We start from the raw sequence: 22,219 nt of genomic DNA on the forward strand, positions 1-22,219 counted from the left end.
TTCGGTCACGTCCACCGTCAGCGGCGCGCCTTTTTCCTTCCAGTCCGGAATGAGTTCGTTGATCGCGCGCGGATCCATCACCGCGCCCGACAGGATATGCGCCCCGATCTCCGAGCCTTTTTCCAGTACGCACACGCCCAGCTCGACGCCTTTTTCCGCCGCCAGCTGCTTCAGGCGGATCGCCGCGGACAGGCCAGCCGGGCCGCCGCCGACGATCACGACGTCGTATTCCATCGACTCGCGTGGACCGTATTGCTCAATGAGACTTGCGGGGGTCATTGATGCTCCTCTTACCGTTAGAATGCTTTTTTCGGGTTCGTATTGTGGGCGATGCACACCCGCACTGCAACCAGATGAGCACAGATTAGCACGATCGTTCTATTTTTATGATACGGTATGACCCGTAGTGACGGTCTTACCGCACCCGTCAACCGCATCTGTAACAACAACCGAACAAGGAACGACAATGGGCCGTTCGATCAATCTGGAAGGCAAGGTTGCGCTGATCACCGGCGCCTCGAGCGGGTTGGGAAAGCGCTTTGCTCAAGTGTTGTCGCAGGCGGGCGCCAAGGTCGTGCTGGCGAGCCGGCGGACCGAGCGTCTGAAGGAATTGCGCGCCGAGATCGAGGCGTCCGGCGGCGCGGCGCACGTCGTTTCGCTCGACGTGACCGACTACCAGAGCATCAAGTCGGCCGTCGCCCATGCGGAAACCGAGGCCGGCACGATCGACATCCTTGTGAACAATTCGGGCGTGTCGACCACGCAGAAGCTCTCGGAGGTCACCCCCGCCGACTTCGAATACGTGTTCGATACCAACACGCGCGGCGCGTTCTTCGTCGCCCAGGAAGTCGCCAAACGCATGATCATGCGCGGCAACAACGCGCAGAAACCGTCGTACCGGATCATCAATATCGCGTCGATGGCCGGCTTGCGCGTGCTGCCGCAGATCGGCCTGTATTCGATCAGCAAGGCGGCTGTCGTGCATATGACGAAAGCCATGGCGCTCGAGTGGGGCAAGCACGGCATCAACGTGAACGCGATCTGCCCGGGCTATATCGACACGGAGATCAACCACCACCATTGGTCGACGGAGCAAGGGCAGAAGCTCGTGTCGATGCTGCCGCGTCACCGAGTCGGCAAACCGGAAGATCTGGACGGACTCCTGCTGCTGCTGGCCGCCGACGAATCGCAGTTCATCAACGGCTCGGTGATTGCCGCCGACGACGGATTCGGGCTCTCCTGAGCGCAAGACGGCGCAGCCGGCGCTCGCGTTTTCAGGTCGTGCCCGCCGGATTAGCGTCCGTTCGAAGAAACTGTTTTACGCGCTCCGGCCTTTCCTGCGCCTGAAGGCGCGCGCTATGTTGATGTTTGTCTCTACGCCGGGTCACGCGCCGGCTTCAACCTGGTTTCAATCCGATAAAGAAGTACGATGAGCGATTTTCACGCAGTTTTCGAGATGTCGATGCCGATCCGCTGGGGCGACATGGACGCCTTCGGCCATGTGAACAACACGGTCTATTTCCGCTACATGGAGCAGGTGCGGATTTCCTGGTTCGAACAGCTGGGCCTGGCCGGCAGCAACGCCGACGGGCAAGGGCCGGTGATCGTCAATGCGTCGATGGAGTTTCTCAAGCAACTGCATTATCCCGGCGACGTGATCGGCCGGATGACGGTGGCCACGCCCGGCCGCAGCAGCTTCGACACGGGTTTCGAGCTGGTGCGCGCCGACGATCCGAACACCGTGTATGCACGCGGCGCCGCGCGCTGCGTATGGATCGATTACGCGGCCGGCAAGTCGGTCCCCGTGCCGGACATGCTGCGCGAAACCATCGAGCGTGCCGCGCTGGTCAAGGCGGCCTGAGCGGCGATAGATAGACGAGTCCCGCGCGCTTGCCTGGCGGCGGCTTCAATGCCCGAGCAGGCGCTGCAATAGCTCCGTCGCGTTCCCCGTATCGTATTTGCGCATCAGCCGCGCCCGGTAGACATCGACCGTACGCGGGCTGATATCCAGCACGCGGCCAATCTGCTTGCTGGTTTTCCCCGTCACCAGTTGCGCGGCGATTTCGCGTTCGCGCGGCGTCAGTTCGACCGCCACGCGGCGCGTCGCGCTCAAGTCCTCGAAGGTCCAGACGCCCGCGGCGTGCGGGTCGGCGCGTTCCTGCGCGCGGCCCGTCACGTGGCACCAGAACAATTCCCCGTTGGCCCGCTTCATGATGCGGTCGTCCGCGTAGCTGCCTTGCGCCGTCATGATCGGCGGAATCCGCGCGCCGATCCGCTCGAATTCGTCCGTTGACGGATACAGCACCTGGAACGACTGGCCGAGCAGCGATTCGCGCGTGCAGCCGAAAATCGACGCGAGCTCGTCATTACAGTCTTCGATAATCCGTTCGCGCGACAGCACGAGTCCGATCGGAGCGAGGTGGAACGCGGTTTGGTAATCCAGTGCGGGCATGGGCTGGCGGCAAGTACTTATGTATTTTTGCGTATTGTGCCGCATGGCGCGCCCAGCGTACTCTTTCGAGCACATGACAACGCGGCGAAGCTGTCCGCGGCGGGCATTTGCACGATGCGCAGGGAAACCTGGGCGCACAGCCCGCCGGGGATGACTAGAATGACGTGTCGGGCTCAGGCCCGCGCAACGTCGTACCAGCCGCAACGATCCGAATTCGGGTTTCCATAAAGGAAGGGACATACTGATGAACAAGGTCTATCCAGGCGCCGCCGAGGCGCTGAAAGACATCGTCAAGGACGGGCAGACGTTTGCCGTCGGCGGCTTCGGGCTGTGCGGCATTCCGGAGGCGCTGATCGGCGCACTGCGCGATTCGAAGGTGCAGGGCATCACCTGCATCAGCAACAATGCCGGCGTCGACGGCTTCGGCCTTGGTCTGCTGCTCGAAACACGCCAGGTCAAGAAGATGATCTCGTCGTATGTCGGCGAGAACAAGGAGTTCGAGCGCCAGTATCTGGCCGGCGAACTCGAACTCGAATTCACGCCGCAAGGCACGCTCGCCGAGAAGCTGCGCGCGGGCGGTTCGGGCATTCCGGCGTTCTTCACCAATACCGGCTACGGCACGCTGATTGCCGAAGGTAAGGAAACCCGCCAGTTCGGCGAAAACCACTACGTGCTCGAACACTCGCTGACGGCCGACGTCGCGTTGGTGAAGGCGTGGAAGGCCGACAAATCGGGCAACCTGATCTATCGCCGCACCGCGCGCAACTTCAATCCGATGTGCGCGATGGCCGGCAAGATCACCGTGGCCGAGGTCGAGGAAATTGTCGAAGTGGGCGAACTCGATCCGGACGCGATCCATACGCCTGGCATCTTCGTGCAGCGCATCGTGTTGAATGCGCATCCGGAAAAACGCATCGAACAACGCGTCGTCCGCGCGAAAGGAGACTGATCATGGCATGGACTCGTGACGAAATGGCCGCGCGCGCGGCGAAGGAATTGCAGGACGGCTTTTATGTGAACCTCGGCATCGGCCTGCCGACGCTGGTGGCCAATCACGTGCCGCCGGGCGTCGAAGTGTGGCTCCAGTCGGAAAACGGCTTGCTCGGCATCGGCCCGTCGCCGACCGAAGAGGAAGTGGACGCCGACCTCATCAACGCCGGCAAGCAGACGGTGACCACGCTGCCGGGCTCGTCGATTTTTTCGTCGGCGGATTCGTTCGCGATGATTCGCGGCGGCCACATCAATCTGGCGATTCTCGGCGCGATGCAGATCAGCAAGAAGGGCGATCTGGCCAACTGGATGATCCCGGGCAAGATGATCAAGGGCATGGGCGGCGCGATGGATCTGGTCGCGGGCGTCAAGCGCGTGGTCGTGCTGATGGAGCACGTCGCGAAGGGCGACCAGCACAAGATCCTCGAAGAATGCACGCTGCCGCTTACGGGCGTGGGCGTGGTCGATCAGATCATTACCGATCTCGGCGTGATCGACGTCACGGACGACGGGCTGAAGGTGACCGAATTGGCGCCGGGCGTGAGCGTCGACGAAATCAAGGCGAAGACGGGCGCGCCGCTCGATGTGAGCGCAGTGAGTTAAATGGCGTGCAGTGAGGCCGTCAGAAGCGGTTTGAGGCTGGTTGAGGCCGATGTGTGGCCGATCCGGCTGGTGTGAGCGGCAGGCGGCCGCAAGGCGGTTCCGAGGCGGGCGAGGCGTGAGTCTCGCCCGCTTTGTTTTCTGCGGAGCACTTCGTTCAGAGGCGTCCTATGCCTTTCGGCCGACTCTTGCCGCGCGGCAAAGCGGTTTACAATCGTTTGAAGATTGGACGCATATCGATCCCTGCTGTGCCCAAGCCAAATCCGCAGCGCTTTTGCAAGGAACCCAGATGACCGAAATCACGTCGGCTTCCACCGCCGGGCGGCTCGCGCCGCGTCAACGCTACGTGCAGTGCGCGAGCGCCGGTGGCTTGCACCGCATCGCCTACACCGAGTGGGGCGACCCGGCCAATCCGCGCGTGCTGCTGTGCGTGCACGGCTTGACTCGCTCAGGGCGCGATTTCGACCGCGTCGCGGAGGAATTTGCCGGGACTTACCGCGTGGTGTGTCCGGATGTCGCGGGGCGGGGCTTGTCATCGTGGCTGGCCAACCCCAACTTGTATACGGTGCCGCAATACGTCGCCGACATGGTCACGCTGATCGCGCGGCTGAATGTCGAAACAGTCGACTGGTTCGGCACGTCGATGGGCGGCCTGATTGGGCTTGGGCTCGCCGGTCTGCCGGAAACGCCGATCCGCAAGATGTTGTTGAACGATGTCGGTCCGCATCTGGAGCCGGCCGCGGTGCAGCGCATCGGCGACTATCTCGGCAAGCCGGTGCAGTTTGAAACACTGCAGCAAGGCATCGACTACGCGGCCTTGCTCGCGCAGACTTTCGGCCCGCTCACGCCGGACGAGTGGCGCGAGATCAACACACCGCTTCTGCACGAGCAGGGCGGCAAGTGGCTGTTCCGTTACGACCCGCGTATCGCGCAGCCCTTTACCGCGACCACCGAGGAAGCGTCCAAACTCGGCGAGGCCGCGTTGTGGCATTCGCTGGCGTCGTTCCAGGGGCCGGTGCTGGTGGTGCGCGGCGAGCTATCCGATCTGCTCTCGCGTGAAACCGTCGCGAAGATGGTCGAGACCGGGCGCGCGATGTCGAGTGCGGAAATCCCAGGCGTTGGGCATGCGCCGGCGTTTTTGTCGGCCGATCAGATCGACATCGCCAGGCAGTTCTTTATCGGACCTGCCGCCGACGCGTCATAATATGCAGTTCCGCGCCGCGTTCTTGACGGGGCCCGATGCGGAACGCATCTCCGATCAATTTTCAAACCAACTCAGGATTCGTCATGGCAGTCATTCGTCACCACGTCGGCAAGCGCCTCTCGGAAATCGCCGTGCACAACGGCACCGTGTACCTCGCGGGCCAGATCGCCGAAGACGCGGATCAGGACATCACGGGTCAGACGCGCGAAGTGCTCGGCCACATCGACCGTCTGCTGGGCGAAGTGAACAGCGACAAGTCGCATTTGCTGTCGGTGCAGATCTACATCGCGGACATGGTGCATTTCGCCGACATGAACGCCGTGTGGGACGAGTGGGTCGCGCAAGGCGCCACGCCGCCGCGCGCTACCGTCGAAGCGAAGCTCGCCAATCCGAAGTGCCTGGTCGAAATCTGCGTGGTCGCTGCACAGCGCAGCTAAGCGGGCACGTGTTGTTGAAATTCCGTTGAATCGTCTGGCCCGGTGGGCCGTCGCACCATGAATACCGAAACTGTTACGAGCACGCCGAACCCCCTTCCTTCTTTCGATGAAGCGATGGCGTTCGTGCGCGAACATGCGGGCGAGGTGCGGCTGTCGTCGGGCGAAATGCTGGCGGATCACGCGGCGGGTACGGCGTCGATCATGCGCACGCTCAACGTCGATCCGCCAGCGGTACTGGCGGCGGCGTTGTTTGCGTTGACGCCGCATCTGCAAGACCCGGAGCGCGTGATCGCCGACAACTTCGGCGAAGAAGTCGCGCAACTGGTCGGCGACGTGCGCAAGTTGTTGCGTCTCGGCACCGTGAGCTTGCGTGCCGCGCAGAACGCCATGCCCGAAGCCGGCCGCGATGCGCAAGCTGCGCGCCGCGCGCAGGTCGAGGCGTTGCGCAAGATGCTGCTCGCCTTCGCTCAGGATATTCGGGTGGTGCTGATCCGGCTTGCGTCGCGCCTGCAATCGCTGCGTTACTACGCGGCGGCGAAAATCACGCCTTCACCGGACGTGGCGCGCGAGACGCTCGATATCTATGCGCCGCTCGCCAACCGTCTGGGCATCTGGCAGTTGAAGTGGGAGCTCGAGGATCTCGCGCTGCGCTTCGAAGAGCCGGTTACTTATAAGCGCATTGCCAAGCTGCTCGACGAGAAACGCGTCGAGCGCGAGAGCTATGTCGCGCAGGCTATCGAACGCTTGCAAAAGGAATTGGCCGCGGCGCATATTCGCGCTGAAGTGAGCGGCCGGCCGAAACACATCTACAGCATCTGGCGCAAGATGCGCGGCAAGGAGCTGGACTTCGCCGAGCTCTATGACGTGCGTGCATTTCGGGTGATCGTGCCGGACATCAAGGATTGCTACACGGTGCTTGGCATCGTGCACAACCTGTGGCAGCCGGTGCCGAAAGAGTTCGACGATTACATCTCGCGGCCGAAGCCGAATGGCTACAAGTCGCTGCACACGGTGGTGATCGGCGACGACGGCCGCGCGTTCGAAGTGCAGATCCGTACGCAGGAAATGCATCAGTTCGCCGAATACGGCGTGGCTGCGCATTGGCGCTACAAGGAAGCCGGCACGCGTGGTTACGGCGGCCAGTTCGCCGCCAACGAGAAGTACGACGAGAAAATCGCGTGGCTGCGTCAACTGCTCGCGTGGAAAGACGAAGTCTCCGAGGGCGAGCATGGCGAGAAGCGCGCGGCGCAGCCGTGGGAGCAACTGCGCCAGGCCACACTCGACGACGACCACATCTATGTGCTGACGCCGCAGGCGCGGGTGATTCCGTTGCCGCATGGCGCGACGCCCGTGGATTTTGCTTATCACTTGCACAGCGAGTTGGGACACCGTTGCCGTGGCGCGCGCGTCGATGGCGCGATGGTGCCGCTCAACACGCCTTTGCAAAACGGTCAGACAGTCGAGATCGTCGCGGTGAAGGAGGGTGGGCCGTCGCGCGACTGGCTCAACCCGCAACTCGGCTATCTGCAAAGTCCGCGCGCGCGGCAGAAGGTGCGCGCGTGGTTCAACGCGGTCGAAGTGCAGGAACATATCGCGAGCGGCCGCGCGATGGTCGAAAAGACCTTGCAGCGCGAAGGCAAGACCTCGGTCAATCTCGATCAGCTTGCGGCCAAGCTCGGCTTCAAGACTACCGACGATCTTTTCTCGGTAGTGGGCAAGGAAGAATTCAGTTTGCGGCTCGTCGAGCAGGCGCTGCACGATGCGCCGCCGCCGGAACCCGTGGTCGAAGCGCCGGAGCAATTCGAGAAGCGCAGCAGCGGCGCGAGCGTGGCGCGCGGCGCGTCCACGGGCGTACTGGTGGTCGGTGTCGATGCGTTGCTCACGCAACTCGCGCGCTGTTGCCGGCCTGCGCCGCCCGACGATATCTGCGGCTTTGTCACGCGCGGCAAGGGCATGTCGATTCACCGCAGCGATTGCCCGACGTTCCTGCGCATGGCCGACCGGGCGCCGGAGCGCGTGTTGCAAACGGCTTGGTCGGCGGAGGTGATGAGCGGCCGCGGCCAGTCGGTTTATCCCGTCGATCTTTCGATCGACGCAACGGATCGGCAGGGTTTGCTGCGCGATATTTCCGAAGTGTTCGCGCGCGAAAAGATGAATGTGATCGGCGTGAAGACGCAGACGCGCCGTAACGCTGCGTTCATGCAATTTACCGTCGAGGTGTGGAGTGCGGCGCAGATTCAGCGCGCGTGCACGTTGCTCGGCGAGGTCACAGGGGTGGTGCGCGCTTCACGCAAGAGTTGATGCGTGTGCGACGCGCGCATGGCCCGTCGACGTATCCGCTGGACGTGAGTAGAAATTTAAAGTCGGTGCATAAAAGTACTTGCCAAGCAGTGTGGGGCTCCATATAATCTCGTTTCTTCAGGCTCGTAGCTCAGCTGGTTAGAGCACCACCTTGACATGGTGGGGGTCGTTGGTTCGAGTCCAATCGAGCCTACCAACGAAAGAGAAATTCCGGTTTTACCGGGGTTTCGCAAGCTGCAGCAAGCGCCTTTGGCGCAAAAGGCGAATACGGTTATGACACCGCGAACGTTGACCGAAACCACTTCGGAGCGACGCTAGTCGAGGACCACTTTCGCCAATGTAGTTTGCAGGAAATGTGAATGCGGCCCCTCGAAAGTGGGGCCGCATTTTTTTTGGCTTATTTGATGGTTGTATGTGCCGCCGCCGGTCGGCACCACGGAGAACGCAATGGTTTCGATACGTCTGCCTGACGGTTCTGTTCGACAGTACGAGCATCCGGTGACGGTCGCCGAAGTGGCCGCCTCGATCGGCCCCGGCCTCGCGAAAGCCGCGCTCGGCGGCAAGATCGATGGTGAGCTGGTCGATACGTCCGCGCTGATCGACCGCGACGTGGCGCTCGCCATCGTCACCGAGAAAGATGCAGACGGCCTCGATATCATCCGCCACTCCACGGCTCACTTGCTCGCGTACGCGGTGAAGGATCTGTATCCGGAAGCGCAGGTCACGATCGGCCCGGTCATCGACAACGGTTTTTACTACGACTTCGCGTATAACCGTCCCTTCACGCCGGAAGATCTCGAGAAGATCGAAAAGCGCATGCAGGAACTCGCGAAGAAAGACGAGCCGGTTTCGCGCCGCGTGGTGTCGCGCGACGAAGCGGTGGACTACTTCAAGAGCATCGGCGAAAAGTACAAGGCCGAGATCATCGAATCGATTCCCGCCACCGACGAAATCAAGCTGTACTCGCACGGCGGCTTCACGGATCTGTGCCGCGGCCCGCACGTGCCGTCCACCGGCAAGCTGAAGGTCTTCAAGCTGATGAAGGTCGCGGGCGCGTACTGGCGCGGCGATTCGAAGAACGAACAATTGCAGCGCATCTACGGTACGGCCTGGACGAAGAAGGAAGACCAGGAAGCGTATCTGCACATGCTCGAAGAGGCGGAGAAGCGCGACCACCGCAAGCTCGGCAAGCAACTCGATCTGTTCCACATGCAGGACGAGTCGCCGGGCATGGTGTTCTGGCATCCGCGCGGCTGGACGCTGTGGCAGCAGGTCGAGCAATACATGCGCCGTCGCGTGAACGACGCGGGCTACCTCGAAATCAAGACGCCGATGATCATGGACCGTTCGCTCTGGGAAGCGTCGGGCCACTGGCAGAACTATCGTGAAAACATGTTCACGACGGAATCGGAAAAGCGCGACTACGCGATCAAGCCGATGAACTGCCCGGGTCACGTGCAGGTGTTCAACCACGGTCTGCGCTCGTATCGCGATCTGCCGCTGCGCTACGCTGAATTCGGCTCGTGCCACCGCAATGAATCGTCGGGTGCGTTGCATGGGCTGATGCGCGTGCGCGGTTTCGTGCAGGACGACGCGCACATTTTCTGTACCGAAGACCAGTTCATCAGCGAATCGATCGCGTTCAATACGCTGGCGATGAGCGTCTACAAGGACTTCGGCTTCGACAATGTCGAGATCAAGCTGTCGCTGCGCCCGGACGCGCGCGCCGGTACGGACGAGACGTGGGATCGCGCGGAGCAGGGTCTGCGCGAGGCGCTGACGGCCTGCGGCGTGACGTGGGAAGAGTTGGCGGGCGAGGGGGCATTCTATGGCCCGAAGGTCGAATACCACATCAAGGACGCGCTTGGCCGCTCGTGGCAATGCGGCACGTTGCAGCTTGATATGGTGCTGCCGGAGCGTCTGGGCGCCGAATACGTCGCCGAAGACAACAGCCGCCGCCGTCCGATCATGCTGCATCGGGCAATCGTCGGATCAATGGAGCGATTCCTCGGCATTCTGATCGAGCACCACGCCGGTGCAATGCCCGCATGGCTTGCGCCGATGCAGGTCGTCGTGATGAATATCGCGGAAAGTCAGGCCGAATATGCGAAATCTTTAGCCCAATCGTTGCAAAAACAAGGGGTTAGAGTAGAGGCCGATTTGCGCAACGAGAAGATTAGCTATAAAATACGCGAGCACACGCTGGAAAAGGTGCCGTACCTGCTTGTGGTCGGCGACAAAGAGCGTGAAGCCCAAACGGTAGCCGTGCGTGCCCGTGGTGGTGTCGATCTGGGTGTAATGCCTCCCGACACTTTCATTGAGCGTCTGCGCCAGGACGTGCAGTCGTTCAATTGAGCCACTTGGCAGCCCGGCTCGTTTTTTAATTTTTAGAGGAAACGTAACATCGCTACTGATAAGTCTGCGCACCGCATCAACGGTGAAATTACGGCACCCGAGGTGCGTCTGGTCGGCGTCGAGAACGAACCACTCGGCATCGTGAAACTCGCTGATGCGTTCCGCATGTCGGAACAGCAAGACGTGGATCTGGTCGAAATCGCTCCGCAAGCGGTTCCGCCGGTTTGCCGCTTGATGGACTACGGCAAGTTCAAGTACTCGGAAGCGAAGAAGCAACACGAGGCCAAGCTGAAGCAGAAGATCGTTCAGGTCAAGGAAGTCAAATTCCGCCCGGGCACGGACGACGGCGACTACAACGTCAAGCTGCGCAACCTCATCCGCTTCCTCGACGACGGCGACAAGACGAAAATCACGTTGCGTTTCCGCGGCCGCGAAATGGCTCACCAGGAAATCGGTATGCGCATGCTCGAGCGCCTGCGCACGGATCTCGACGAAGTCGGTCAGGTCGAGCAGATGCCGAAAATGGAAGGGCGCCAGATGATCATGGTGCTCGCTCCGAAGAAAAAGAAGTAACTGGCTGGAGCGGTGGCGCGCCATGTGGTGCGCGCTCCGGTTGTGAAAGATTGAAATGATGCGGCGCCGGGTGTCCGGTGCGGTGTCAGCAGGTTTCGGAACGACGTGTGTACAATGCGCGTCGTTTCCCGAAAAGCGGCTGCCGGCGGTTCAGGCGGTCTGCATACCAAGTGGAGTGGGTTTCGAAGGGCGGGTAATGGCCAACTGGCCGACCGCACACCCATATCCATCAAATAATGGAGTTGTCATGCCGAAGATGAAGACCAAGAAGAGTGCTGCAAAGCGCTTCGTGGTGCGTCCGGGCGGTACCGTCAAGCGCGGTCAAGCCTTCAAGCGCCACATTCTTACCAAGAAGACCACCAAGAACAAACGCCATTTGCGCGGTTCGACGGCAGTTCATGAAGCAGATATGAACTCCGTGCGCGCAATGCTGCCGTTCGCTTAACCCTTAACCGAAACTCATAGGAGCGAAACATGCCTCGAGTAAAACGTGGGGTTACCGCACGGGCCCGTCACAAGAAGATCATCAAGCTGGCCAAGGGTTACCGCGGCCGTCGCAATAACGTCTATCGCATCGCCAAGCAGGCGGTCATGCGCGCAGGCCAATACGCCTACCGCGATCGCCGCAACAAGAAGCGTGTGTTCCGTGCATTGTGGATCACGCGTATCAACGCGGCGGTGCGTCAGCACGACATGACGTACAGCGTGTTCATCAACGGCCTGAAGAAGGCTTCGATCGAACTCGACCGCAAGGTGCTGGCCGACATGGCTGTGTTCGACAAGGCTGCTTTTGCTGCGATCGTTCAGCAGGTGAAAGCCGCCGTTGCAGCCTGATTGCGCTTTTGGCAATTAACACTGCGTGGTTCGTTGCAGCGAAGATCCGGTAGTCTCGGTGACGTTGCAGCAAAAACGGGGCTCCTCACCGAGCCCCGTTTTTGTTGGTGGAACCAGTTTTGCTTCGATTGAACACTGACGTTGAAATGATGGGATCAATGGATCTGGACCAGATTGTCGCCGACGCGCAAAAAGCCTTCGCAGAAGCCTCCGACGTCACCACCCTCGAGAACGAGAAAGCGCGCTTTCTCGGCAAATCGGGTGCGCTGACCGAGCTATTGAAGGGCCTTGGCAAACTCGATCCCGAAACGCGCAAGACCGAAGGCGCACGGATCAACCTCGTCAAGCAACAAGTGGAAGCCGCATTGACGGCCCGCCGTCAGGCGCTCGCCGACGCGCTGCTGAATCAACGCCTCGCCGCTGAAGCCATCGACGTCACGCTGCCGGGTCGCGGCACCGGCGCAGGCAGTCTGCACCCGGTGATGCGCACGTGGGAGCGCGTCGAACAGATTTTCCGCACGATCGGATTCGACGTGGCCGACGGCCCCGAAATCGAAACCGACTGGTACAACTTCACCTCGCTGAACAGCCCGGAAAATCATCCGGCGCGTTCCATGCAGGACACCTTCTACGTCGACGGCAAAGATGCCGACGGCCGCCAACTGCTGTTGCGCACGCACACCAGCCCGATGCAGGTTCGCTACGCGCGCACCAACACGCCGCCTATCAAGGTGATCGTGCCGGGCCGCACCTACCGTGTGGACAGCGACGCGACGCATTCGCCGATGTTCAACCAGGTCGAAGGCCTGTGGATCGACGAGAACATCAGCTTCGCGGATCTGAAGGGCGTCTACACCGACTTCCTCAAGAAATTCTTCGAGCGCGACGACATTCTCGTGCGCTTCCGTCCGTCGTACTTTCCGTTCACCGAACCGTCGGCCGAGATCGACATGTTGTTCGAAACGGGCAAGAACGCCGGCAAGTGGCTCGAAATTTCGGGCTCGGGCCAGGTTCACCCCACGGTGATCCGCAACATGGGCCTCGACCCGGAGCGTTACATCGGTTTTGCTTTCGGCAGCGGCCTCGAGCGGCTCACCATGTTGCGTTACGGCGTGCAAGACCTGCGTCTGTTCTTCGAAAACGACCTGCGGTTCCTGCGTCAATTCGCCTGAACCGGCGCGTACGAACGCGTCAAGCATTGAGCGCGGCAAGGCACGCAGTGCATGCCGCCACAGCGTCCCCGGCAGTGACCGGCGATTCTCACGAACACCGAGTCACGCCAGGCACTGCCGGACGTGGACCTAACCTGATCAGAACGTACACAGAACCATGCAATTCCCGGAATCTTGGCTGAGAACTTTTGTCGATCCGCAACTGACGACCGATGAACTGTCGCACGCGTTGACGATGGCGGGTCTCGAAGTCGAAGACCTGCGGCCGGCCGCGCCGCCGACTTCGAAGATCGTCGTCGGCCAGGTGCTGGAAGTCGTCAAGCACCCGGACGCGGACAAGCTCAACGTGTGTCAGGTCGACGCCGGCACGGGCGCGACGCTGAACATCGTGTGCGGTGCGCCGAACGTGGCGCCCGGCATCAAGGTGCCGGTCGCGCTGGTTGGCGCGCAACTGCCGCCGGCCGAAGAAGGCGGTACGCCGTTCGCGATCAAGCTCTCCAAGCTGCGCGGCGTGGAAAGCCAGGGCATGCTGTGCTCGGCACGTGAACTGAAGCTCTCCGAAGATCATAGCGGCCTGATGATCCTGCCGGACGATACACCGATCGGCCAGGACATCCGCGAAACGCTCAATCTCGACGACACCGTTTTCGAGATCAAGCTGACGCCGAACAAGGCGGACTGCCTGTCGGTGTTCGGCGTGGCGCGCGAGACTTCGGCGATCACCGGCGCGCCGCTGCGCCCGCTCGAGATCAAGCCGGTCGAAGTGAAGCTCAACGAGACGCTGCCCGTCAAAATCTCGGCGCCTGATTTGTGCGGCCGTTTCTCGGGCCGTGTGATTCGCGGCGTGAATGCGCGCGCCAAGTCGCCGCACTGGATGGTCGAGCGTCTGGAGCGTTCGGGCCAGCGCAGTATCTCCGCGCTCGTCGATATCTCGAACTATGTGATGCTCGAATTGGGTCGTCCGTCGCACGTGTTCGATCTCGACAAGATCCATGGCGGCATGGACGTGCGCTGGGGCCGCAAGGGCGAGACGCTCAAGCTGCTGAACGGCAACACGGTCGAGCTCGATGAAACCGTTGGCGTGATCGCCGACGAGCAGCACATCGAAAGCCTCGCGGGCATCATGGGCGGCGACAGCACAGCGGTCACGCTCGACACCACCAACATCTATCTCGAAGCCGCGTTCTGGTGGCCCGACAGCATTCGCGGCCGCTCGCGCAAATACAACTTCTCGACCGACGCCGGCCATCGCTTCGAGCGCGGCGTCGACTACGCGACCACCGTCGATCATATCGAACGCATCACGCAACTGATCCTCGACGTCTGCGGCGGCGAAGCCGGCCCGGTCGACGATCAGGTCGTCAACGTGCCGAAGCGCGAGCCCGTGAAGATGCGTGTCTCGCGCGCGAATCGCATCATCGGCATCAAGATCGACGCGGAGGAAATCGCGCAGATTTTCACGCGCCTCGGCCTGTCGTTCGAGCGTGATGAAGATACGTTCTCGGTGATACCGCCGTCGTATCGCTTCGATATCGAAATCGAAGAAGACCTGATCGAAGAAGTCGCGCGTATTTACGGCTTCGAGAAAATTCCCGCACGTCCGCCGGTCGCGACCAGCGAGATGCGAGCGACCAACGAAACGCAGCGTTCGATCCACGTGATCCGTCACGCGCTCGCGGCGCGCGACTTCGCGGAAACGGTGAACTTCAGTTTCGTCGATGCCGAGTGGGAACAGGACTTCGCCGGCAACGACAAGCCGGTACGTCTGCTGAATCCGATTGCAAGCCAGCTGTCGGTGATGCGCACCACGCTGTTCGGCAGCCTGATCCACGTGCTGCGTACGAATCTGAACCGCCGCGCGGCGGATCGCGTACGCGTGTTCGAAGCCGGCCGCGTGTTCCTGCACGATCCGTCGATCAAGGCCGGTGAACTGACGGTCGAAGGATTCGCGCAGCCGAAGATGATCGGCGGCCTCGCGTACGGTCCCGCGCTCGAAGAGCAGTGGGGCGCGGCGACGCGCACGGTCGACTACTTCGACGTGAAGGGCGATCTGGAAGCCGTGCTGGCACCGGCGGTCGCGCGCTTCGTGAAAGCGGAACATCCGGCGCTGCATCCGGGACGCAGCGCGCGTATCGAACTGAATGGCCGCGCAGTCGGCTGGATTGGCGAATTGCATCCGCGCTGGATGCAAAAATATGATTTACCGCATGCGCCGATTCTGTTTGAAATCGAAGCGGAAGCATTAATGCAGCGCGTATTGCCCACTCCGTCGGAAGTGTCTAAATTCCAGCCGGTGCGTCGTGATATTGCCGTGGTCGTCGATCAGAAAATCGAGGTTCAGGCACTGCTGGACGAGCTTCAGAAGGCCCAGTCCGAACCCGCCTGCAAGACTGTTCAGAAGGTTGCGCTTTTCGACGAATTCCGTCCAAAATCAAACACTTCCGGTGGTCTGGCCGCTCACGAGAAAAGCCTTGCGTTCCGTGTGACCTTGCAAGATACTGGCGGAACCCTTCAGGATGAAACGGTCGATCTGGCCATTCAAACTCTGGTGGAACGTCTGGCTCGAGTATATGGCGCACGGTTGCGCGGATAACCCGCATTTAACAATTGCACGGCTGTTTCCGCATCCATTGTTTTCTGCTTGGCGCGCCATTTGATAGATATGAATGAAATGAACTCGAGTGATTTCGAAGCCCTTCTTACGGCGCAACGCAGCGCCATGATTCGCGAAATTCCGACATCACCCGCCGTCGTTTCCACTGAAACGCCGACGCTTACCAAGGCGGAACTTGCTGAGTTGCTGTTCGACAATGTCGGGCTCAACAAGCGGGAAGCGAAAGACATGGTCGAAGCTTTTTTCGAGGTGATCCGCGACGCGCTGGAGAGTGGCGACAGCGTGAAGCTGTCGGGGTTCGGCAACTTCCAGTTGCGCGACAAACCCCAGCGTCCCGGTAGAAACCCAAAGACGGGCGAGGCGATTCCGATCGCCGCGCGCCGCGTTGTGACGTTCCATGCAAGTCAAAAGCTGAAGGCGCTGGTCGAGAACGGCGCTGAAGCAAGCTTCACGCGCTGATCGACTGGCGCGTTCCTGCGCAACCCACCACGACGGCTAACTGACGATGACAGCGACGATCGAAAAAGTCGTCTTGCCTCCGATTCCGGCGAAGCGCTACTTCACGATTGGTGAGGTCAGCGAACTATGCGGCGTGAAACCGCATGTCTTGCGCTACTGGGAACAGGAGTTCACGCAGTTGAGGCCGGTTAAGCGACGTGGCAATCGCCGGTATTACCAGCATCACGAGGTGCTGTTGATCCGGCGGATTCGCGAACTATTGTATGAGCAGGGCTTCACGATCAACGGCGCGCGCAACCGGCTCGATTCACATGGCGGCGGGGCGCACGGTGCGGCGGGCGATATGGTCGAGGAAGGCGAGGGCGCAGCAATGCCGGCTGCGACCACGGCCGCTGTCACGGTGGACGTCGAGCAGTTGCGCAAGGAATTGCTGCACGTGATCGATTTGTTGGGGCACTAGTCGCCTTTGTTAGCAGAAGGCGGTTCTAATCGAATGAAGTGTCTGTTATAATTTTGTGCTGTTCGGGGCGTAGCGCAGCCTGGTAGCGTACCTGCATGGGGTGCAGGTGGTCGGAGGTTCAAATCCTCTCGCCCCGACCAAAGAAATCAAGGCCTTACAAGCAATGCTTGTAAGGCCTTTTTCTATTCTGCCGTTGATTACCATCTGGTTACTGGATCGTCCGCCTCAATCTGTCGCCGACAACGGGTGGCTATTTGGTCAGTCCGCTCAACTATTCGCCGACGCTTTCCGCGCTGGGCACGTGCTCAAGGCAACCCAACTTCGGCGGCAAGGCGGGCTACACAACCCGATCAATAGCTCGAGCGCCTATCAATTCTCGAAGATCGCGTACTGTTTTCGACAGCGGCGGACAGTGCAAGAACGAATGCGAAGCAAACGGCGGCGTGATTCTCCGCACGTTTTCCAGACATGTATGCGCCTCGAAAAAAAGCGCTTAAGAATCCATAATAATATTTAAACCTCAACGGCACAGTCCTGCCAATATCGACCACGTCACTCGTTTTCGAGCAAGCGCTCTACGGATTTGCCCGTCACCTCAATCCCGGATCATCTCCACGCGACTACCATGCACGTTTCGCTGCCGCGTCCGGCGCGTCGCTACCACCAGGTGTCCGCATGAGTCTGCTACTTCGTTTGTTGCTTCTGATACTCACCAGCCGGCGCCGCAGCCGGCTGCATGTGCTCGATACGTGCGTCACGCCTTTTCGCGTCTGGTTGAATGACCTCGACGTCTTGCTCCACATGAACAACGGCCGTTATTTCACGATCCTCGATCTGGCGCGAGTCGATCTGATGATGCGCAGCGGCTTGTGGCGCCAATTGAAGGCTCAACGCTGGTATCCGGTCGTCACGCTGGAAACGATGCGTTTTCACCGCTCGCTCGAACTCGGTAACCGTTATGACGTCCGGACCCGTGTGATCGGCTGGGATGACAAGCACATCTTCATCGAGCAAGGGTTCGTGCGCGACGATGCGCAAGTCGCGTTGGCCGTCGTGCGAGCGCGCTTCCTGAAGCGAAGCGGCGGTGTCGTCACGACGGCCGAGTTACTGCAACTGTCCGGCGTGACGCAACCATCGCCGGCGCTGCCCGAATGGGTCGCGCGCTGGAGCGAGGCCGAAGGCGGGATGGCGTTTCCGTCTCCTTCTACTTCGAGCCCGGAGACGAAGACCGTCACACGACGGTAAGCAGTCTGTTGCGCGGTCCTACGAGCCCGCACGAAACGCCATTTCAGACCAGCGTCCTAATCGAACTGCTGATACCACGCGCGCAATCGATCACCGCCGGCGCCAGCCGCGCTTCCGCTTCCGCGAGCGTCCAGCGGCTCGTCGGCGCGACGACATGAACCGCACCGACAGGCCGGCGCTCTCCGTCGAGCACGGCCGCCGCAATCGTCATATCGCCGATGAACAACTCCTCGCGGTTCGACGCGTAGCCATTGCGCCGCCCAAGCGCGAGACGCGTCCCGATCTCCTCGAGATCCGTGACGGTGTACTGCGTGTGCGTTACACGATCGCTGGCCACCAGCAGCGCGCGTGACTCGTCTTCCGGCAGCGCAGCGAGATACGCACGCCCCGACGCCGTGCAGTACATCGGAATACGGCTGCCGATCGGCATATGAATCGGCACGAACTTCATGCAGACGAAGCGCGCGACGTAGACCATGTCGACACCGTCCGGCTCGGTCAGATTGGTCGTCTCCCCAGTGACGTTGGTGAGCTCAGAGAGAAACGGGTTGGCGACGTCGATCAGCGTGTCGGCCGCAAGATAGTTGAAACCGATTTGCATCACGCGCGGCGCGAGCTGATACCGCTTCGTACGCGGATGCTTTCTCACATAGCCGAGCTTCTCCAGCGTGTAGATCATGCGCTGCGCAGAACTCTTGGTGATGGACGTCGCCTCCGCGACTTCCGGCAGCGTCATCGACCTGCGCTGCGCACTGAACGCGCGTAGCACCGCGATTCCCTTCTCCAGCGACTGATTGAACAGTGCGTCCGGCGTCTCATCCGGCTCCGGAGGCGCTTGCCGCTGCGCGTCGGGCGTCTTGCGTGTCATGGAATTACCCAATTGTTTAGGTGCGTGATCGAGACTAGCATATCGAATATCGATACGCAATTTACGATTGTCGATATTTTTGATTCGAATATCATGCTCTAACCGATGGCTGCCGATATTTCCATCGGCCCTCACCAACCCCGTGGAGAGACTCATGTTCCAGTTTGCCAAACGCTTCGCTAGTGTCTTTGCAACAGGATTGCTGCTCGCCGGTGCGCCGGCCTGGTCGGCGGCCGCCACCACCTACGAGGTCGGCTCGACGGCCACCGGGGTGCCCTTTACCTTTCTCGACGTGAAGAGCAATTCGATCCAGGGGCTGCTCGTCGATGCGATCACCGCGACCGGCAAGGCGGCAGGCTTCGATGTGAAGATCGAGCAGACCACGTTTTCGTCGCTGATTCCGTCGCTGACCACCAAAAAGATCGACATCATTTCGGCGGCCATGCTGAAGACGCCGGCGCGCGAGCAGGTCGTCGATTTCTCCGACACGGTCTATTCGTATGGCGAAGGCCTGATCGTACGCGCCGACGACAAAGGCCAGTACACGTCAATGGACGATCTCAAGGGCGAGATCGTCGGCGCGCAGGTCGGCACCGCTTTCGTCGACGCCTTGAACAAGAAGGGCATCTTCAAGGAAGTGCGCACCTACGATTCGGTCGCCGACATCATGCGCGACGTCGCGTTGGGCCGCATCAAGGCGGGCTTCGGTGACCATCCGATCATTGCGTATCAGCTTCAGCACAATCCGAATCCGCAACTGCGCCTCGTCAGCGGATATCAGCCGTCGGTAAAAGGTCAATTGTGTTTCGTCGTGCGCAAGGGCGACACGGCCACGCTGGAGCAGTTGAACGCCGGCATCAAGAAGATCAAGGCTGACGGCACGCTGACGCAGATCGTCAAGAAGTGGCAGGTGGAATGACGCCGTCTTCAGAATAAGGACTGCCCGCCATGTTCTTCCAGAACGCCGTCGAATTCCTGCCGATCCTGCTGAAAGGCGCGGTCGTCACGATCGAGATCACCTTCTGCTCGTTCATTCTGAGCACCGTGCTCGGTCTGGTGCTCGCGCTGATGCGCGTGTCCGACAACCGCATCGTGTCGAACGCAGCCGCCACGTTTATCAACGTGATTCGCGGACTGCCGATCATCGTTCAGCTCTTTTATATCTACTTCGTGCTGCCCGATCTCGGCGTGCAGTTGTCGGCCTTCCAGGCCGGCTTCATCGGGCTCGGTATCGCGTACTCGGTGTATCAGGCGGAGAACTTCCGCGCGGGCATTCAGGCGATCGATCACGGGCAGATCGAAGCGGCGCAGTCCATCGGCATGCGCGGCGCGATGATCATGCGGCGCGTGGTGCTTCCCCAGGCGTTCAGGATCGCACTGCCGCCGTACGGCAATACGCTCGTGATGATGCTCAAGGATTCGTCGCTCGCCTCGACGATCACGGTCGCCGAAATGACGCGTGCAGGGCAGCTCATTGCATCGTCGACGTTTCAGAACATGACGGTATTCACGCTGGTCGCGCTGCTTTATCTCGGACTCAGCCTGCCGCTCGTCTATGGACTGCGGCGGCTCGAACGCCGCCTTGGCCTGAAGGGAAAACGATGATCAAGGTCGACTCGATTCACAAGCGCTTTCACGATCAGCACGTTCTGAAGGGCGTCAGTCTGAGTGTCGAACGCGGCCAGGTCGTGTGTCTGATCGGTCCGTCGGGCTCGGGCAAATCCACGCTGTTACGCTGCATCAACGGACTGGAGCGGCATGACGCCGGCGCGATTACTGTCGAAGGTTGCGCCGTCGATGCGAAATCGAAGCAGATTCACGAACTGCGTGCGCAGGTCGGCATGGTGTTCCAGCGCTTCAATCTGTTTCCCCATCGCACGGCGCTGGAAAACGTGGCCGAGGGGCCGGTGTTCGTCAAGAAAGAAGTGCGCGCTCAGGCACGCGAGCGGGCGCGGCATCTGCTCGACAAGGTCGGTCTCGCGCATCGGATGAATGCTTATCCCGCGGAAATGTCGGGCGGTCAGCAGCAGCGTGTGGCGATTGCACGCGCGCTGGCCATGGAGCCGAAAGCGATTCTCTTCGACGAACCCACCTCGGCGCTCGATCCGGAACTGGTCGGCGAAGTGCTCGGTGTGATGCGCCAGCTTGCCGACGACGGCATGACGATGATCGTCGTCACGCACGAAATGGCCTTTGCGCGCGAAGTGGCCGACCGTGTGTGTTTTCTTCATGACGGTGCGATCCATGAAGAAGGCAGCGCGCGGGAGTTGTTCGACCATCCGCGCCATGCGCGCACGCGCGAGTTTCTCGGCAAGATGCCGGCGCCGACCGAAGCCCATCGGATTTGAATACCATCATGAGTCAGGTTGAAGTTGCAAAACCGTTGCCCCCGTCTCTCTGGGCAGCGACGGCGGAACCCGCAATCGAGACGCCTCCGCTCGACGATTCGATTACGGTCGACGTGGCGATCGTCGGCGCCGGCTATACCGGTTTGTCGACGGCGTTGCATCTGGCGGAGCAGGGCGTGCGCGTCTGCGTGATCGACGCCAACGAACCCGGTTGGGGGGCATCCGGCCGCAATGGCGGCCAGGTCATTCCCGGCCTGAAATACGATCCCAATGAGCTCATCCGGCGCTACGGTCCGCGCGACGGCGACGCGCTCGTGCAAATGGCGGGCGGCGCCGCGGATACGGTCTTCGATCTGATTGCGCGCCACGGTATTCGCTGCAATGCCACACGCGCGGGCTGGATTCAGCCGACCCATTCGCACAAGCTGCTGGACACGCTGCACGCGCGGGCGCGGCAATGGGAATTGCGCGGCGCGCCGGTCGAACTGCTCGACCGCGCGCAGGTATCGGAGCGGCTCGGCACGGATGCGTTCGTCGGCGGCTGGGTCGATCGGCGCGCGGGCAGCGTGCAACCGCTGAGCTACGCGCGCGGCCTAGCGCGCGCGGCGCAAGCGGCGGGCGCGGCGATTCACGGCGGAACCCGAGCCGCGAGTGTCGAGCGTGGCGTGAACGGATGGCGGATTCGCACGGCGCATGGTCCGGTCATCGAGGCGAAACAGGTGCTGCTCGCCACCAACGGCTATACCGACGGGCTTTGGCCAGGTCTTGCGCAATCGGTAATCGCGGCCAACAGCTGCATTGTCGCGACGAAGCCGTTGCCGGGCGAAGTCGGCGCAACGATTCTGCCGGGCGGCGAAGTGGCTTCCGATTCGCGGCGCCTGCTGCTGTACTTTCGCAAGGACGCGGATGGACGCTTGCTGATGGGCGGTCGAGGACCATTTCGCGAACCTCGCAACGCAGGGGATTGGGCGCATCTCGAGCGTGCCGCGCAGTTGATGTTTCCACAGCTGAAGGGCACCGAGTACGAATTCCGCTGGGCGGGCCGCATCGCCATTACGCGTAACTTCTTGCCGCACGTGCATGTGCCGGCGGAAGGCGTGACGATCGCGCTCGGCTACAACGGACGTGGCATCGCAATGGCGACTACGTTGGGAAAGCATCTGGCCGCATTTATCGCCGGGACGACGAGAGGCTTGCCGTTTCCGCCGACTTCGATCGAACCGATACCGTTGCATGCGTTGCAGCGGTTTTATATCAGCGCGGGAGTGGCATGGTATGCGTTGCTCGACGCGCTTTCGTGAGTGCGC

23 protein-coding genes and 2 tRNA genes are annotated in these 22,219 nt (G+C 61.1%); 22 read left to right on the top strand and 3 right to left on the bottom strand.

Translation table 11 applies throughout. The features are described from left to right. Positions 1-279 (bottom strand): NAD(P)/FAD-dependent oxidoreductase (locus P0D73_RS27475; RefSeq protein WP_408433515.1); only part of this gene is annotated, 279 nt, incomplete at its 3' end. Positions 280-466: 187 nt separating this feature from the next. Between P0D73_RS27475 and P0D73_RS27480 the strand changes: the two genes are divergently transcribed. Next, positions 467-1,243 (top strand): SDR family oxidoreductase, encoded by a 777-nt coding sequence (locus P0D73_RS27480; protein WP_132373691.1) that lies wholly within the window; start codon positions 467-469, stop codon positions 1,241-1,243. A gap of 186 nt (positions 1,244-1,429) precedes the next feature. Further along, positions 1,430-1,861, top strand: coding sequence for an acyl-CoA thioesterase (locus P0D73_RS27485; protein ID WP_132373692.1), 432 nt, complete (start codon positions 1,430-1,432; stop codon positions 1,859-1,861). A 45-nt stretch (positions 1,862-1,906) separates the two neighbouring features. Here P0D73_RS27485 and P0D73_RS27490 read toward each other — a convergent pair whose 3' ends face one another. After that, positions 1,907-2,452, bottom strand: a complete 546-nt coding sequence (locus tag P0D73_RS27490; RefSeq protein WP_132373693.1) for a LuxR C-terminal-related transcriptional regulator — start codon at positions 2,450-2,452, stop codon at positions 1,907-1,909. A 244-nt stretch (positions 2,453-2,696) separates the two neighbouring features. On the opposite strand from P0D73_RS27490, the gene P0D73_RS27495 reads away from it, so the two are divergent. From P0D73_RS27495 to P0D73_RS27570, 16 genes are all read left to right on the top strand, one after another. Next, entirely contained in the window at positions 2,697-3,401 is a 705-nt protein-coding gene (locus tag P0D73_RS27495) for a CoA transferase subunit A (RefSeq protein ID WP_028200192.1), read from the top strand. A 2-nt stretch (positions 3,402-3,403) separates the two neighbouring features. Further along, a complete protein-coding gene (locus P0D73_RS27500; protein WP_132373694.1) occupies positions 3,404-4,045 on the top strand; it encodes a CoA transferase subunit B in 642 nt (213 codons plus the stop codon). A 286-nt stretch (positions 4,046-4,331) separates the two neighbouring features. Then, complete coding sequence (locus P0D73_RS27505) at positions 4,332-5,246, top strand: alpha/beta fold hydrolase (RefSeq protein WP_408433518.1); 915 nt, start codon at positions 4,332-4,334, stop codon at positions 5,244-5,246. An 83-nt stretch (positions 5,247-5,329) separates the two neighbouring features. Continuing rightward, positions 5,330-5,683, top strand: coding sequence for a RidA family protein (locus P0D73_RS27510; RefSeq protein WP_132373696.1), 354 nt, complete (start codon positions 5,330-5,332; stop codon positions 5,681-5,683). A 57-nt stretch (positions 5,684-5,740) separates the two neighbouring features. After that, entirely contained in the window at positions 5,741-7,984 is a 2,244-nt protein-coding gene (locus tag P0D73_RS27515) for a RelA/SpoT family protein (protein WP_408433521.1), read from the top strand. A gap of 119 nt (positions 7,985-8,103) precedes the next feature. Next, positions 8,104-8,180, top strand: a tRNA-Val gene (locus tag P0D73_RS27520). Between the two features lie 251 nt (positions 8,181-8,431). Continuing rightward, entirely contained in the window at positions 8,432-10,339 is a 1,908-nt protein-coding gene (thrS, locus tag P0D73_RS27525) for a threonine--tRNA ligase (protein WP_408258855.1), read from the top strand. A 48-nt stretch (positions 10,340-10,387) separates the two neighbouring features. Then, on the top strand, positions 10,388-10,912 hold the full coding sequence (gene infC / locus P0D73_RS27530) for a translation initiation factor IF-3 (RefSeq protein WP_074263967.1): 525 nt from the start codon (positions 10,388-10,390) through the stop codon (positions 10,910-10,912). 247 nt (positions 10,913-11,159) lie between these two features. Then, on the top strand, positions 11,160-11,357 hold the full coding sequence (rpmI, locus tag P0D73_RS27535; protein WP_028200199.1) for a 50S ribosomal protein L35: 198 nt from the start codon (positions 11,160-11,162) through the stop codon (positions 11,355-11,357). A 29-nt stretch (positions 11,358-11,386) separates the two neighbouring features. Then, complete coding sequence (rplT, locus tag P0D73_RS27540; protein ID WP_006052502.1) at positions 11,387-11,746, top strand: 50S ribosomal protein L20; 360 nt, start codon at positions 11,387-11,389, stop codon at positions 11,744-11,746. 158 nt (positions 11,747-11,904) lie between these two features. Then, positions 11,905-12,918: a phenylalanine--tRNA ligase subunit alpha gene (pheS, locus tag P0D73_RS27545; RefSeq protein ID WP_007181117.1), complete on the top strand. Its 1,014-nt coding sequence runs from the start codon at positions 11,905-11,907 to the stop codon at positions 12,916-12,918. Positions 12,919-13,075: 157 nt separating this feature from the next. After that, positions 13,076-15,511, top strand: coding sequence for a phenylalanine--tRNA ligase subunit beta (pheT, locus tag P0D73_RS27550; RefSeq protein ID WP_408291477.1), 2,436 nt, complete (start codon positions 13,076-13,078; stop codon positions 15,509-15,511). 69 nt (positions 15,512-15,580) lie between these two features. Beyond that, entirely contained in the window at positions 15,581-15,991 is a 411-nt protein-coding gene (locus P0D73_RS27555) for an integration host factor subunit alpha (RefSeq protein ID WP_012433735.1), read from the top strand. 46 nt (positions 15,992-16,037) lie between these two features. Further along, entirely contained in the window at positions 16,038-16,451 is a 414-nt protein-coding gene (locus P0D73_RS27560) for a MerR family transcriptional regulator (RefSeq protein ID WP_408291479.1), read from the top strand. Positions 16,452-16,514: 63 nt separating this feature from the next. Continuing rightward, positions 16,515-16,591: transfer RNA gene (locus P0D73_RS27565), tRNA-Pro, on the top strand. A 535-nt stretch (positions 16,592-17,126) separates the two neighbouring features. Further along, positions 17,127-17,696 (top strand): thioesterase family protein, encoded by a 570-nt coding sequence (locus P0D73_RS27570; protein WP_408433524.1) that lies wholly within the window; start codon positions 17,127-17,129, stop codon positions 17,694-17,696. Positions 17,697-17,739: 43 nt separating this feature from the next. Here P0D73_RS27570 and P0D73_RS27575 read toward each other — a convergent pair whose 3' ends face one another. Continuing rightward, entirely contained in the window at positions 17,740-18,564 is an 825-nt protein-coding gene (locus P0D73_RS27575; RefSeq protein ID WP_132373702.1) for an IclR family transcriptional regulator, read from the bottom strand. A 154-nt stretch (positions 18,565-18,718) separates the two neighbouring features. Between P0D73_RS27575 and P0D73_RS27580 the strand changes: the two genes are divergently transcribed. The 4 genes from P0D73_RS27580 to P0D73_RS27595 are packed head-to-tail and all read left to right on the top strand — an operon-like array spanning position 18,719 to position 22,213. After that, entirely contained in the window at positions 18,719-19,483 is a 765-nt protein-coding gene (locus P0D73_RS27580) for a substrate-binding periplasmic protein (RefSeq protein ID WP_408180055.1), read from the top strand. Between the two features lie 29 nt (positions 19,484-19,512). Next, complete coding sequence (locus tag P0D73_RS27585) at positions 19,513-20,169, top strand: amino acid ABC transporter permease (protein ID WP_132373704.1); 657 nt, start codon at positions 19,513-19,515, stop codon at positions 20,167-20,169. Next, positions 20,166-20,912, top strand: coding sequence for an amino acid ABC transporter ATP-binding protein (locus P0D73_RS27590; RefSeq protein ID WP_408316708.1), 747 nt, complete (start codon positions 20,166-20,168; stop codon positions 20,910-20,912). The genes P0D73_RS27585 and P0D73_RS27590 overlap by 4 nt, the downstream gene beginning before the upstream one ends. Before the next feature lie 8 nt (positions 20,913-20,920). Continuing rightward, positions 20,921-22,213, top strand: a complete 1,293-nt coding sequence (locus P0D73_RS27595; protein ID WP_408433529.1) for an NAD(P)/FAD-dependent oxidoreductase — start codon at positions 20,921-20,923, stop codon at positions 22,211-22,213. Positions 22,214-22,219 lie beyond the last annotated feature (6 nt).

The sequence above is a fragment of the Paraburkholderia sp. RL18-101-BIB-B genome (assembly GCF_046026985.1).
In the GTDB taxonomy this organism is placed as follows: Bacteria; Pseudomonadota; Gammaproteobacteria; order Burkholderiales; family Burkholderiaceae; genus Paraburkholderia.